Raw genomic sequence first — 12,874 nt, forward strand, 5'->3', positions numbered from 1 at the left:
CAACCGGGTGGAAGTCGACCCCGTCCGCAACGGGGGGGGAGCTGCGCCGACGGCCTCGCGTAAGTTCGAATCCAGGCAGAAACGCCATTTGCATTGCTATCGAGGAGCTGAGATGAGCGAGTCCGTTTCTTTTGAGGTGAAGGGTCAGGTGGGTTGGATCACCCTGACGCGCCCGAAAGCCATGAACGCCCTGAACCGGGACATGCTGGAGGCCATGATTGCCCGCCTGCAGGCCTGGGAAGACGATGCCGGCGTGCGCGTGATTGCGCTGACCGCCACCGGTCCGGCCTTCTGCGCCGGCGCCGACCTCAAGGCCAGCGGCACGCCCCAGCCGGGCGAGCCCGACCTGCTGGACACCATCGTCGCCTTCTTCGACCTGCTGCGCGTCTATCCGAAGCCGGTAATCGCCGCCGTCAACGGCCTTGCGCTCGCCGGTGGCCTGGAGACCGTGCTCTGCTGCGACTTCGTTATCGCCGCCCAGAGCGCCCGTTTCGGCGATGCGCACTCCAACTTCGGCGTGTTCCCCGGTGGCGGCGGTGCCGCTGTGCTGCCGCGCAAGATCCCGGAAAACATCGCCAAGTACATGCTGTTTACCGGCGACTCCCTGCCGGCGCAGGACATGAAGCAGTACGGCCTGGTCAGCGAAGTGGTAGCCGATGCCGAGCTGGTGGACCGCGTGCAGGCCATCGGCGACAAGCTGGCCGACAAGAGCCCGCTGGTACTGCGGCGCATGAAGAAGGTCGCCAACGAAGCCGGCGACAAGTCGCGCGCCGATGCCCTGCGCCAGGAGCTCCTGGAGCTGCGCAATCACCAGCGCTCCTACGACATGGCCGAAGGCGTGCGCGCCTTCGCCGAGAAGCGCAAGCCGGACTTCAAGGGCTACTGATCCCCCCGCCCACAACCAGATAGCCATGATCTGGCGAGCTAGAGCAGTTATGCCGACGTGCAGCAGATCATGAAGGAGTAAAGATGGAAAACGTTTACATCGTGGGCGTCGGAATGACCGCCTTCGGCCGTCACACCGACAAAACCATCAAGCAACTGACCGCCTGGGCGGTGGAAGACGCCCTGAAGGACGCCGGTTGTGACCGCAAATGGGTCCAGGTTGGTTTCTTCGGCAACTGCACCCAGGGCCACTTCGATGGCCAGCACATGATTCGCGGCCAGGTAGCGTTGCTGCCGCTGGGCCTGGACGGCATCCCGATCTTCAACATCGAGGGCGCCTGCGCCTCTTCCAGCCATGCCTTCAGCCTGGCGGTCACCCAGCTGCGTGCCGGCGCCGCTGACGTGGCCATCGCCGTGGGCGCGGAAAAGATGTTCTACAGCGACAAGATGAAGATGTTCTCCGCCTTCGAGTCCGCCTGGGACATCGAGACTTTCGAGGAGAACAAGAACTACCTGGCCGCCATGGGCAAAGGCATCGTGCCGCCGCCCGGCTCCCAGTCGGAGAAGCCCTACAGCCCCTTCATGGACGTCTACGCGGCTCTCGGCCGTGGCGGCCTGATGGAGCGCTATGGCATCACCCAGCGCCAGCTGGCGGCCGTTTCCTCGAAGAACCACGGCCACTCGGTGCACAACGAACGCTCGCAGTACCGCAATGCCATGAGCATCGAGGAAATCCTCGCCGCGCCGCCGATCACCTACCCCATCACCCTGCCGATGTGCTCGCCCATCTCCGATGGTGCCGCCGCCGCTATCCTCTGCACCGAATCGGCGCTGAAGAAATACGGCTTCGACAAGAGCCGCGCTATCAAGGTACTGGCCAGCGTGGTGCGCTCGGCTTCGGCCCGCGCCGCCGAGGACTTCGACAAGGGCTGCACCCACCTGGCCGGCAAGGCCGCCTTCGAGCAGGCCGGCATTTCCCCACAGGACGTTGACGTGGCCGAGGTGCACGACGCCACCGCCATCGGCGAACTGCTCGCCATCGAGGCCCTGGGCCTCTGCGAGCCGGGCATGAGCGGCGTGATGGCCGAGCGCGGCGATTTCAGCCTGGGCGGCAAGCTGCCGGTCAACCCGTCGGGTGGCCTGGAATCCAAGGGCCACCCCATCGGCGCCACCGGCATCGGCCAGATCTTCGAACTGGTCGAGCAACTGCGCGGCGACTGCGGCAAGCGCCAGGTCGAAGGCGCCCGTATCGCCCTGCAGGGCAACGGCGGCGGCCTCTGGCGCGTCGAGGAATCGACCGAGCACGTCGGCATCTTCGCCCGCACCTGACCCTTTACGGAGATCGGCGACCAGGAGAATCCACGCGCTCTCCCCGCCGTTCTCCCTCCTACTACGCTTCAAGAGAGGATATACAGCATGACTATTCGCTTTGATGATCGCGTCGCCATCGTCACCGGCGCCGGCAACGGCCTGGGGCGCGTCCACGCCCTTGAACTGGCTGCCCGCGGCGCCAAGGTAGTGATCAACGATTTCGGCGGCAGCCGCGACGGTTCCGGTAGCTCATCCGACGCAGCCCTGGCCGTGGTCGAGGAAATCCGCCAGGCCGGTGGTACCGCCATTGCCAACGGCGCCAACGTGGCCGACTACGAGCAGGTCCAGGCGCTGGCCAAGCAGACGGTCGAAACCTTCGGCCGCGTCGACATCCTGATCAACAACGCCGGCATCTTGCGCGACAAGTCCTTCACCAAGATGGAGATGGCCGACTTCAACGCCGTGGTCAACGTCCACCTGATGGGTTCGGTGAACTGCACCAAGGCCGTCTGGGACCTGATGCGCGAGCAGAACTACGGCCGCATCCTGATGACCACCTCCGCAGCCGGCCTGTTCGGCAACTTCGGCCAGGCCAACTACGGTGCCGCCAAGATGGCCCTGGTGGGTCTGATGAACATGCTCGCCATCGAAGGCCGCAAGAACAACATCCTGGTCAACACCCTCGCGCCCATGGCCGCCACCCGCATGACCGCGGACGTGATGCCGGAAGAGCTGCTCAAGGCCAGCCGCCCCGAGCAGGTCACCCCGGGTGCCCTGTTCCTGGTCAGCGAGAACGCACCGACCAAGCTGATTCTCGGCGCCGGCGCCGGCGTGTTCTCTGCCGTACGCATGGAAGAAACGGCACCGGTTTACATCAACGACGCCGAGCTGTCGCCGGAAGCCATCGAAGCGCACCTTGCGCAGATCACTGACTGGAACAGCGCCGGCCCGCGCAACGACGCCAACCAGCAGGTGCAGTTGTTCGTCGAAGCCGCCATGAAAGGCATCAAGGGCGCCTGATCCCGCGCTGGACGAAGCCCCGCGGGCCTTGTACAAGGCCCGCGGGGCCTGCAGGCTAATCGCCGGATACCCGGCCCGTCCGGGGTACAGGAGGGAGAACAACAATGACGACAAAAATGAATTTCGCCCGGACCATGGGCAACCTCGCCTTGCGATTCGCCGACCGCGAGGCGCTGGTGAACATCGAGCGCAAACGCCGCTACACCTTCCGCGAGCTGCATTCACTCACCAACCGCATCGCCAATATGCTGCGCGAGCGCCTTGGCCTGCAGCGTGGCGACGTCTACCTGTGCATCCTGGACAACGACAACCTGTCCCTGGTGCATGCCTGGACCTCCATGAAGGGCGAGGCGGCAGGTGCCTACACCAACTTCCGCGACTCCCTGGAGGAACACCGCTCGCAGATCGCCCTGATCCGCCCCAAGGCCGTGTTCCTGGAGAACCCGTTGCTGGAGCGCTACTTCGACATGCTCCACGAGCAAGGCATCCAGGTGGTGTGCATGGACCCGCCGGCCCAGCCCCGTGACGGCCTCCTGTATTTCTGGGACCTGCTCGAAGGCGTCTCCGACGCGACACCGGACATCGCCCACGAAACCCAGAACGACGTGGTGTCCTATCGCTTCACCGGCGGCACCACTGGCGTCAGCAAGTGCGTGCCCTACACCATGGACAACTGGCTCGCGCTGCGCGACTCCATGTACATGGAGAACGAGCAGCCCTATCAGTCTGATACCCGCTTCCTACACATGGCCCCCATCAGCCACGGCTCCGGCCTCGGCCTGCTGCCAACCCTGTTCCGGGGTGGCTGCACCCTGACCCAGAACGTGCCGGACCTGGCCCAACTGTGCCGGAACATCGCCGCCGAGCGGGTCACCATGACCCTGCTGGTGCCGACCATGATCTACCGGCTGCTGGAAATGCCGGAAGCCACCGACTACGACCTCTCCTCGCTGCAAACCCTGGCCTACGGCGCCGCGCCCATGAGCCCGGCCAAGCTGCGCCAGGCCCAGGAACGCTTCGGCAACATCTTCATGCAGATCTACGGCGCCACCGAGTGCCTGCACGCCGTGGCCATCCTCGGCAAGGCCGACCACCAGGGCGCCTCCGACAGCCAGATCGGCTCTGCCGGGCGCATCGCCGCCGGTGCCGAAGTGATCATCGTCGACGACGACGGCAAGCCTCTGGAACAGGGCGCTACCGGCGAACTCTGGGTACGCTCCCGCGGCACCGTTTCCGGCTACTTCGGCAACCCGGAAGCCAGCGCCGCCGAGTTCGTCGATGGCTTCTGGAAGTCCGGCGACCTCTGCTACCTCGACGACCAGGGTTTCCTGCACCTGGTGGACCGCAAGAAAGACATGATCATCACCGGCGGCTTCAACGTGTACGCCGTCGAGGTAGAAGCCGCCCTCAATGCCCACCCGGCCGTATCCAACTCGGCGGTGGTTGGCGTTCCCCACGAGGAGTGGGGCGAGGCGCTGCACGCGGAAGTGGTGCTCAAGGCTGGCCAGGAAGTCTTGCCGGAGGTGCTTATCGAACACGTCAAGGGCAGCCTGGGCCGCTTCAAGGCGCCCAAGTCGATCCTCTTCGTCGAGGCGCTGCCGGTAAGCGTGGTGGGCAAGGTGCTGCGCCGCCAGGTACGGGAGAAATACTGGAAGGACAAGGCCCGCCGCGTGTCCTGAGGTCCGCCAGCGGTTTGAAGATTACCCTCGCTTGATGCCTCGATGTGTCCCCTTCCGAATAGGGCGCCATCGGGGCTTTTTTGTGGGTATTCATCGATGGGTATCGCAAGCTCGCGGAACATCGCCCGCCCCATCCACGGAACTGCCCAGCAGGAGCGAATTCATTCGCGAAATGGCAGGACACCATGCCAGCCGGTAACTACCCTCTCCCCCGGCCCCTCTCCCTGAAGGGGAGAGGGGTGACTCTGTGCCCACCCTCGGCATAGTCCTGTAGGGGCGATTTCAATCGCCAAGCAGGACCCAGTCCTGCCCTGTAGGAGCGAATTCATTCGCGAGATGGCAGGGCACCGCGCCAACCAATGGCAGCCCTCACCCCAACCCTCTCCCCGAGGGAGAGGGGGGTGTTCGTGCCGGCGTTCAGCCTGGGCACAGCCCTGCCCCTTCGGGACGGGAAGAAAAAGCGGCGGCCAATTGGCCGCCGCTTGGTACTTTCAGGATTCAGGTTGCGCTTCAGGCAATTTCCAGCTGCCGTCCAGGATCGCTTTGTCGGGCAGGTAGAAACGCACCATGTAGTTCCAGCCGGGCATGATCGGCAGGCAATTCTCCACCTGCGGCGTACAACCGCCGAAGCTTACGGAAGTGATACCGCCCTCGCCTTTCTTCGCAGTCAGACTGTTGAGGCTGTAGGCCTCCAGGGCATTGCGCTGGAAGCGCCCCGCCTGGTCGTAGACGCTGATGGACCAGAAGGCGCCCACCGGGACCGCGCCCACCTCCAGCCGGTAGTTAGTCAGGCCGTCGTTCTGCTCGGGGGTAACGATCTGATAGTAGGCGTCCTTCGCCGGGTTACCGCCCCAGGCGGTAGCACTGCCGATCAGGTGGCGCACCGGGTCGATCTCGCCTTCCTTGCCGAACATGCCACGGGAGTCATCCAGGGTTTCCCCCAGCCCAACCAGCGCCTTCCGTACCTTGGCACGGCTCGCTTCATCCCAGTCGGGCACATCGAAGCGCCCCGGTCCGCCGGGCTGCTCCACGGTGATGGCGTCCTGCAACGCCCGAACGCGGGTGAAATCCGCCGGGTCCGCAGGGTTGACCAGGGTGCGCACACCCACCAGCACGTAGCGGGTCCCCACCTCCGCCCTGTCGACCTTGTAGTGCCCCGCGCCGTAGTGCACCTCGGTGACGTGATGGTCCTGGTCGATGATCGCCAGCGACATGAAACGCGGGCCGGCATCGGGCAGGGACACGCTGACAGGCCCCGCGTCGAGGTCGAAGACGGCGGTGGAATAGAGGGTGTCGCGGTTTGGCCGCACCACGGTGGCGGCGCCCACCGGAACCAGCTCGCGCCAATGGGCGAACTTGCCGAACCCGCCTCGTTGCACGGTCAGGCCGAAGTAACGGTCAGTCTCGGCACGGACGAAATTGTCCGCGGTCACGCGCACGCCGGCCTCTGCCAGTTCCTCGCTGCGCGCAACGGGCAAGCAGGCCGCAAGCAGCCCGAGGGCCGTCAGGATCACTTTGAGTTCGTACATCATTCCAGTTCTCATCGAATTCACCTCAGAGCCTGGCCAGGGCCGGCGGGAAGTAATGTCCGCCGGCCACCGCGCCCTTGGCGCCGTAGTAGCGGAACATCAGCCGGAAGTTCTGCCCTGCCAGGGTTGGCAGCCAGTTCGCCTCGGCGACACCCGCCGGCGGCTGCGGGCCGAAGTAGAGGGTCAGCGAACCATCCGCGTTGTAGCGCAGGGCCGACTGGTTATTGAGCAGGAAGCTCCCCAGCGCGTTGGGCAATACCTTGAAGGTCTTGGCATCGGTGGCCGTGATCGACCAGAAATAGCGCGCGAAGCCGGACGGTAGTTGGTCGCGGGGGAAGGTCAGGGAATAGCTGCGGCTACCATCGAGGACTTCGCCATGGTCGTCCACGGCCCCACGGAAGTAATTGACCTCCTGCTGGGTGTTGGCCCAGATGCCGCCCAGGTTGACCAGGGTGCGCGTCAGGTAGTCACTGCCGTAGGCGCCGGATACGGCTGGTCGTACCCAACCGTTGAGAACCGTACCGGGACCGAGGGTCGGGGCAGCCTTGGCCAGGGCGGTGAAGGCCTGCTTCCGGATCACCGCATCCAGACGCGTGCGCTGCGCCGGATCGCTGGCCAGCTTGGCCAGCGCATGCACGCGGGCCTGCAGCGCCTCCATGCCGGGATTCAGGTCCGGCTCTTCCAGCGCCATCTCGGCGACGTCGAATGCCTCTACGCCCGGCAGTTGCTGCAACCTGAACAGGGGCACTTCGGGCACCTCGGGAAGCTGCGGCGAGCCGCTGGGGCGCATGCTGAACTGCTGCTGCAGGCGCTCCGCCTGCTGCGGGTCAGCGCCGAGTTCCACCCGCGACAGCACCCGTGCGGTACGGGTCGGCAGGTCCACGCGCTGGACGCCCTTCGGCAGCGTGACGCTGGCGCCCTTCAGGCAGACCGCGAAGTCTCCGCTGGGCTGCTTCGCGAAGGTGCGCTCATTGATGTTGGCCAGGGTCTCTCCCCAGCCATTGAGGAATTGCACCGTGTAATAGCGTTCGGAAATCTTCGGCACGCTGACCAGGGTGCAGCTGCGTTCGTCCAACGCCACCCAGGCTTCGGAATAAGCCACGTCCAGGTTGGGGTTGGGCCAGTCCACGGCGCCCGGCTTGCGGTGCACCAGCTGGTTCCAGCGCATGCCTTGCTGGAAGTCCAGTTGCTGCTGGCGCAGCACCAGCAGGCGCCCGAGCAGGTAAATGTAGGCATCGCTCACGTCCCGGTCCGAGTACATGGGCGCCTGCGGATCGGCGGCATGGGCAACCGATGGCGCAAGCGCAGCCATCAGGCAGGAAGTGGTGAAGGCGCCGCAGGCCAGCGCCAGACGTAATGAACACATTGTTGTTTTTCTCCGTCGTGAACCGTCCCTGAAAGGTTATGCCCGTTCCAGGAACAGATGACCCCTCCCCTTTGGGGTGGGCGCAGGCCCTGCATCACGCGGAGAGCCCCGACACAGCGGTCGGGGCGGTGCGACTGGTCGCCGTCAGACGCCTTTCAACGAGGCCATGTCGATCACGAAGCGGTACTTCACGTCATTGCGTTCCATGCGCTCGAAGGCCGTGTTGATGTCCTGGATATCGATCATCTCGCAACTCGGCAGAACCTGATGTTCGGCACAGAAGTCCAGCAGTTCCTGGGTCTGGGTGAGGCCGCCGATCAGCGAGCCGGCGATGGAGCGGTTGTTGATCGCCAGCAGCGCACCATGGATCGGTTCCAGCGGTTCCAGGGCGCCCACCAGCACCAGCTTGCCGTGACGACCCAGGAGCATCAGGTAAGGGTTGACGTTGTGCGTGCGCGGGATGGTGTCGAGGATGAGGTCGAAGCTGCTCGCCGCCCCCTTCATCGCCTGTGGGTCGGTGGACAGTAGTACGTGATGCGCTCCGAGCGCACGTGCATCCTCGGCCTTGCCCGGCGAGGTGGTAATGACCGTGACCTCGGCGCCCAGGGCGACGCCCAGCTTGACCACCATATGGCCCAGCCCGCCGAGACCGACCACGGCCAGGCGGGTGCCCGGCCCGGCGCCATGCTCGCGCAGCGGCGTCCATACGGTGATGCCGGCGCACAGCAGCGGGCCGGTAAAGCGCGAGTCCAGCGCCTCGGGCACGCGCAGTACGAACTGCTCGCGCACCACCAGGTGCTGGGAGTAGCCGCCGTAGGTGACCTCGCCGCTGATGCGGTCCAGTCCGTTGTAGGTGGGCGTCATACCCTGGCTGCAATGGGGCTCTTCATGCGCCTCGCAGGCCGCGCACTGCTGGCAGCTGTCCACCAGGCAGCCGACCGCGACCCGGTCGCCCACCTTGTAGCGGGTCACCGCAGGGCCCACCGCGCTGACCTGGCCGACGATCTCGTGGCCGGGCACGCAGGGGAAGCGGGTGCTGTTCCAGTCGTTATGGACGTAGTGCATGTCCGAGTGGCAGACGCCGCAGTAGGCGATCTCGATGGCGACGTCGTCGTCACGCAGTGCGCGGCGCTCGAAGCTCAGCGGCTTCAGCGGCGCATGGGCCTCAATGGCGCCGTAGCCGAGACAGGTAGTCATGGGGATTCCTCGCATATCGGGGGTGCACGGTGAAGCGCCCTGCCGAAGCAGGGCGCGTGGGATCAGATAGAAGGACGCTGCCAGGGCGCCGGGCTGGTTTCCGGCGAAGCGATCTGGTTGGAAATCCACTTGCCCATTCGCCGCATCGGCTCGATGGAGTCCTGGGGTGCCGCGAACTTCATGGCGGCCGCGTAGCCCAGCGAGACGATGCGCTGCGCGCCATAGAGCGGTAGCACATCCTTGAGCTGGTCCTTGATGCTCTCGGGATAGATGCCGACGGTCTGGGTATAGGCATCCACTGCATCGAGCATTTCACTCAACTCGTCCACCGGCACCAGGTTGGCGGTGCGGTCGTCGAGCAGCGTGGAGAAGGGCACCGGCTCAGGGATCTGCGAGCAGATGATGGCGCCCTCATCCCCGCCGATCACCTTGTACCACTCGTCATCCAGGCGCAGCGCGTCGACGTGGGCCTTGAGGTTCTTGTCATAGGACTTGGGTGTGGTGCTGAGTGTGTTGGGCAGTCCCAGCATGGCCTCGTAGACGTACTGGCCGAAGGTGTTCAGTCGCGCCAGGCCGTCTGCGTCAGTGCCGCTCTGCACATAGATCACCCGCGCGCACACGCAGCCTTTCTGGTTGATCGCACCGATGTCGGCCGCCAGGCGCACCGCCGCCTCGCGCATGCCGGCTTCGCTGGCGAAGGTGTCCTCGCCGATGATACTGGCGCTACGTTTGGGGTCCAGGGAGATCAGCTCGAGGCCCGGCTGGACATACTGGGTGACGTGCTTCATCGATGCGAAGCCGCCCCAGGCGACGATCTTCTCCAGGTTCTGCGGCTGGTACAGGCGCTGCTCGAGTGCCTGGTCGCCACCCTTCCAGTAGGCCACGGAGAGGTGTTTGGTCAGCGGGTGGTCCGGCGCCATGTCGACCATCGTGCGGGCGATGGCCAGGGCGGTGAACGGGTCGTTGGACGGTGCCTTGATGATGGCGTCGCTGCGCAGGACCATGTTGCGAATGATGGTCCATAGCGACAGCGAAACGGCGTTGCCGGCAACGATGTGCAGCGTGCGCGCGCCGAAGCAGCGGACTTCCAGCTCGGTGCCGTCCAGCAGGGTCTGCGGGACCCAGCCTTCGAGGTACCTGACGCCCACCGTGCTTTCCACCATCTCGGTGATGAACTCCCGCGAGAGCAGGTTCTGCAGCCCCATGTAGGAGCCCTTGACGATGCTCGGCGTGGTGGGGGCGGTTAGGTAGGACAGCTCGCAGGCTTCCTGCAGGTACGGGTTCTTGCTGAAGGCCAGGCGAGCGCCGAGTTCGACGGCATAGTCGAGGATGTCGTCGAAACTGAGCTGGTACAGGTCGGCCAGTTTGGCCGGATTGCCCAGGGGCAGGCGGTCGATGTACTTGTGCGCGTCCGGGGTGAGAAAGGCCAGGTCGCCGCCGCGCCCGCCCACTTCGATCAGGTTGTCGGTGATGACTTCGCCGCGGATGATCATCGGTGCAATGGGGTGGGTCATGGCTTCAGCCCTCCAGTGTGTTGAGGAAGTCCATGGCTTCCCGGTGAGATTGCTCGGACGCGGCGCAGGTGATCTTGTCGTCGCCGCCATTCTTCTCGCTGTAACGCTGGATGGCGCCCACCACATAGCGGCAGTGGCGGCCACACGTGCAAGGCTGGTCCCATTCCACGGTGATCTCGTCGCCGGTGATGAAACCGCCCCAGTGGATGTCCGCGCCCAGGTCGAAGAAGGCCGCGCGGCCCGTCTGGCGACCTGCACGAGGCAGCGGCTTGCCGGTTTCCGGATCGAGCAGGAAGGGAATGGCGGTCGGCGCGAAGTGGTAGTTGCCCTGCTCGCAGCGCAGGTGCGAACCACTGACCACTTCCGACATCGCGTAGGACTCGTTCAGTGCCTTGGCGCCGGTGAAGCGCTTGACGTCCTCGCGCCAGCCTTCAGGCTGCACCACGCCCTTGGCGCCGCCCGTGGTGATGATGTAGGAGTCTGGGTGGAAGACACCTTCCAGACCGCGCTCCAGACCGGCCTTGGCCATGTTGTGCAGCAGGTTCCAGGTGCCGCCGATGTAGACGCGCTTGCCCTTGAGGCGGCTGGCGATGTCATCGAAGAAGGCGGCCAGGTGCTGCGGCATCTCGGCCTGCTGCTGGTCGAACAGCTTTTTCTTGGCCAGCAGTTCCGGGGCTATCACCAGGCGGTCCAGGGTGCCTTTGGCATGGGCCGCGCGCAGCTTTGCGCCCAAATGCAGCACATCGCTGGACAGGGTGGAGGGATAGGCCGGGTGGAAATGGGATTCGTCCGGCAGCAGGACCTTGACCAGCGAACCGACCCCGCGAAGGTGGCTGAGGTAGCCCTTGCGGTAATACGGGTAGGCCGTGTGCATGTCCGGGTTCGGCGTGTCCGGGCCATTCATGTTCCAGGCATAGAGCTTGCGCACCTGCGAGGCCTTCTCGAACTCGCGCACGCTGCAGGGCAGGAACGACAGGGTGCCGGAGGTCCCCGAGGTGTGACTGAGGCAGAGTTCGGGGACGTCGCGGTCCATGGTCTCGAACCAGTCGTCCAGGCCCTTGCAGGCGCTGACGTCGACGGCGGCGATCTTCTCCGCGAGCTCCGGCGTCACCAGCTTGCCGAGCCACTTGTTGATCGCGGCGAAGTTGTTCTTCTCCAGCAGCGACGGCGGATAGGACTTGAACATAGTGTGCTCGAACAGCAGCGGCACCACGTCGTCCAGTTGCTCGATGCATTCGACGCCTTCGGCGTCCGCCAGCTTCTTCAACACGGGGATGCGCTCGCGCATTTCGGCGAAGCGGCGTTTCAGGCCAGCCAATTGCAGGATGTCGATCTGCTCTCGCGGCAGCTGAATCCAGTTCTGCAGGGAGTGGTCGGCCAGGGCCGCCGGATCGGTCAGCAGTAGTTCGACCTGTTCTTCTGTTGTTCTTGTCACGGGACGATCTCCTCGGATTCACCCTTTCGCGCCCTACCCGGCAGTCGCACGGGGGGTACGCATCACCCGGCCGTCGCGAGTCGGACGGCCTTCATGGCAAGGCCATTCTAGGGGTGGAAAGGGCTGAATCATTTCCGGATTCCGGCATCCGAAACTGACATACAACCTACTGATTTAAAACGTTTTTTATCATCAAAACAGGATCACGAAGTGGTGGTTTCCGCATCCGTGGTGGTCAGCAGCGCATGGAGCATGCGCGCCAGCAGGCGAACCGTATCGGGCTCCACCAGGTATTCCGGCTTTTCGATCAGCAGGGCGCGGGGCAATGCCGTCACGGCCTGGTAGGCGAGGAAGCCCGCTTTCTCGCGATTGCGCACCAGGACTTCGTCGGAAAAGCGCTCCACCAGGGCCGGAATCACCATGGAGATCCAGAAGCGCTCCGGCTTGACGATTTCCAGGCGCACCAGCTCGCCGTAATAGGCGGACTTGATGCTGAGCTGCGAGTCGATCTGCAACCAGCGGTGCAAGGCCGTGAGGCCAGTACGCAGGAGTACCTCGAGGCCGTCGTAGAGCGTCGCCGACGGCGGCAGTGCCTGGATGCTGGCGATCACCTCGAGACGGGCATCGGCCCGGTAGTCCTCGAAGATCGCGCCGACCAGCGATTCGATGGTGGGGAAGTACTCGTAAATGGAGCTGATCGCCACACCCGAGTAGTCGGAAAGGCGGTAGACGGACAGCGCCTCCCGCCCTTCCCCTTCCAGAATGTCGCGCCCCGCCACTTTCAGGGCGTCGACCAGGGCGACCGAGCGAGCCTGCTTCGGTCGCTTGCGGGGTTTGGCCGGGAGTTCCACCAGCACATTGTCATGGGCGCCCTGGCCACGGGCGGGCTTACCCGCCCCGCCCTCGTGACCTTGCACCTGTTCGAGTCGGCGCGTCAT

General features: G+C 64.8%; 10 protein-coding genes. 4 read left to right on the forward strand and 6 right to left on the reverse strand.

Annotated features, from left to right (window positions below; translation table 11 throughout):
• Window positions 1-112 precede the first annotated feature (112 nt).
• The 4 genes from OXH74_RS25310 (at window position 113) to OXH74_RS25325 (ending at window position 4,895) form a co-directional block, all read left to right on the forward strand.
• Window positions 113-886 (forward strand): enoyl-CoA hydratase/isomerase family protein, encoded by a 774-nt coding sequence (locus OXH74_RS25310; protein WP_153919601.1) that lies wholly within the window; start codon window positions 113-115, stop codon window positions 884-886.
• A gap of 83 nt (window positions 887-969) precedes the next feature.
• Window positions 970-2,214, forward strand: coding sequence for a thiolase family protein (locus tag OXH74_RS25315; protein ID WP_153919597.1), 1,245 nt, complete (start codon window positions 970-972; stop codon window positions 2,212-2,214).
• Window positions 2,215-2,301: 87 nt separating this feature from the next.
• Window positions 2,302-3,216: an SDR family NAD(P)-dependent oxidoreductase gene (locus OXH74_RS25320; RefSeq protein ID WP_375739394.1), complete on the forward strand. Its 915-nt coding sequence runs from the start codon at window positions 2,302-2,304 to the stop codon at window positions 3,214-3,216.
• Window positions 3,217-3,320: 104 nt separating this feature from the next.
• Window positions 3,321-4,895, forward strand: a complete 1,575-nt coding sequence (locus OXH74_RS25325; protein WP_375739395.1) for a class I adenylate-forming enzyme family protein — start codon at window positions 3,321-3,323, stop codon at window positions 4,893-4,895.
• Between the two features lie 491 nt (window positions 4,896-5,386).
• Here OXH74_RS25325 and OXH74_RS25330 read toward each other — a convergent pair whose 3' ends face one another.
• From OXH74_RS25330 to OXH74_RS25355, 6 genes are all read right to left on the reverse strand, one after another.
• Complete coding sequence (locus OXH74_RS25330) at window positions 5,387-6,427, reverse strand: DUF1254 domain-containing protein (protein WP_375739396.1); 1,041 nt, start codon at window positions 6,425-6,427, stop codon at window positions 5,387-5,389.
• 22 nt (window positions 6,428-6,449) lie between these two features.
• On the reverse strand, window positions 6,450-7,790 hold the full coding sequence (locus tag OXH74_RS25335; protein WP_375739397.1) for a DUF1214 domain-containing protein: 1,341 nt from the start codon (window positions 7,788-7,790) through the stop codon (window positions 6,450-6,452).
• A gap of 144 nt (window positions 7,791-7,934) precedes the next feature.
• The gene (locus tag OXH74_RS25340; RefSeq protein ID WP_375739398.1) at window positions 7,935-8,987 is read right to left on the reverse strand and encodes an NAD(P)-dependent alcohol dehydrogenase; all 1,053 of its coding nucleotides are present in this window, start codon (window positions 8,985-8,987) and stop codon (window positions 7,935-7,937) included.
• Window positions 8,988-9,049: 62 nt separating this feature from the next.
• Window positions 9,050-10,501: an acyl-CoA reductase gene (locus OXH74_RS25345; protein WP_375739399.1), complete on the reverse strand. Its 1,452-nt coding sequence runs from the start codon at window positions 10,499-10,501 to the stop codon at window positions 9,050-9,052.
• A gap of 4 nt (window positions 10,502-10,505) precedes the next feature.
• Window positions 10,506-11,936: a hypothetical protein gene (locus tag OXH74_RS25350; RefSeq protein ID WP_375739400.1), complete on the reverse strand. Its 1,431-nt coding sequence runs from the start codon at window positions 11,934-11,936 to the stop codon at window positions 10,506-10,508.
• A 203-nt stretch (window positions 11,937-12,139) separates the two neighbouring features.
• Window positions 12,140-12,874 carry a TetR/AcrR family transcriptional regulator gene (locus tag OXH74_RS25355; RefSeq protein WP_375739401.1) on the reverse strand — a complete coding sequence of 245 codons (735 nt, stop codon included), beginning with the start codon at window positions 12,872-12,874 and terminating at the stop codon, window positions 12,140-12,142.

Origin of the sequence: Metapseudomonas boanensis (genome assembly GCF_042232855.1) — a bacterium.
Lineage (GTDB): Bacteria > Pseudomonadota > Gammaproteobacteria > Pseudomonadales > Pseudomonadaceae > Metapseudomonas > Metapseudomonas boanensis.

Coding starts and splice junctions, on each gene's coding strand:
- OXH74_RS25330 (WP_375739396.1), bottom strand. CDS start 6,427: ATGATGTACGAACTCAAAGTGATCCTGACGGCCCTCGGGCTGCTTGCG.
- OXH74_RS25320 (WP_375739394.1), top strand. CDS start 2,302: ATGACTATTCGCTTTGATGATCGCGTCGCCATCGTCACCGGCGCCGGC.
- OXH74_RS25345 (WP_375739399.1), bottom strand. CDS start 10,501: ATGACCCACCCCATTGCACCGATGATCATCCGCGGCGAAGTCATCACC.
- OXH74_RS25335 (WP_375739397.1), bottom strand. CDS start 7,790: ATGTGTTCATTACGTCTGGCGCTGGCCTGCGGCGCCTTCACCACTTCC.
- OXH74_RS25340 (WP_375739398.1), bottom strand. CDS start 8,987: ATGACTACCTGTCTCGGCTACGGCGCCATTGAGGCCCATGCGCCGCTG.
- OXH74_RS25355 (WP_375739401.1), bottom strand. CDS start 12,874: ATGACGCGCCGACTCGAACAGGTGCAAGGTCACGAGGGCGGGGCGGGT.
- OXH74_RS25325 (WP_375739395.1), top strand. CDS start 3,321: ATGACGACAAAAATGAATTTCGCCCGGACCATGGGCAACCTCGCCTTG.
- OXH74_RS25310 (WP_153919601.1), top strand. CDS start 113: ATGAGCGAGTCCGTTTCTTTTGAGGTGAAGGGTCAGGTGGGTTGGATC.
- OXH74_RS25315 (WP_153919597.1), top strand. CDS start 970: ATGGAAAACGTTTACATCGTGGGCGTCGGAATGACCGCCTTCGGCCGT.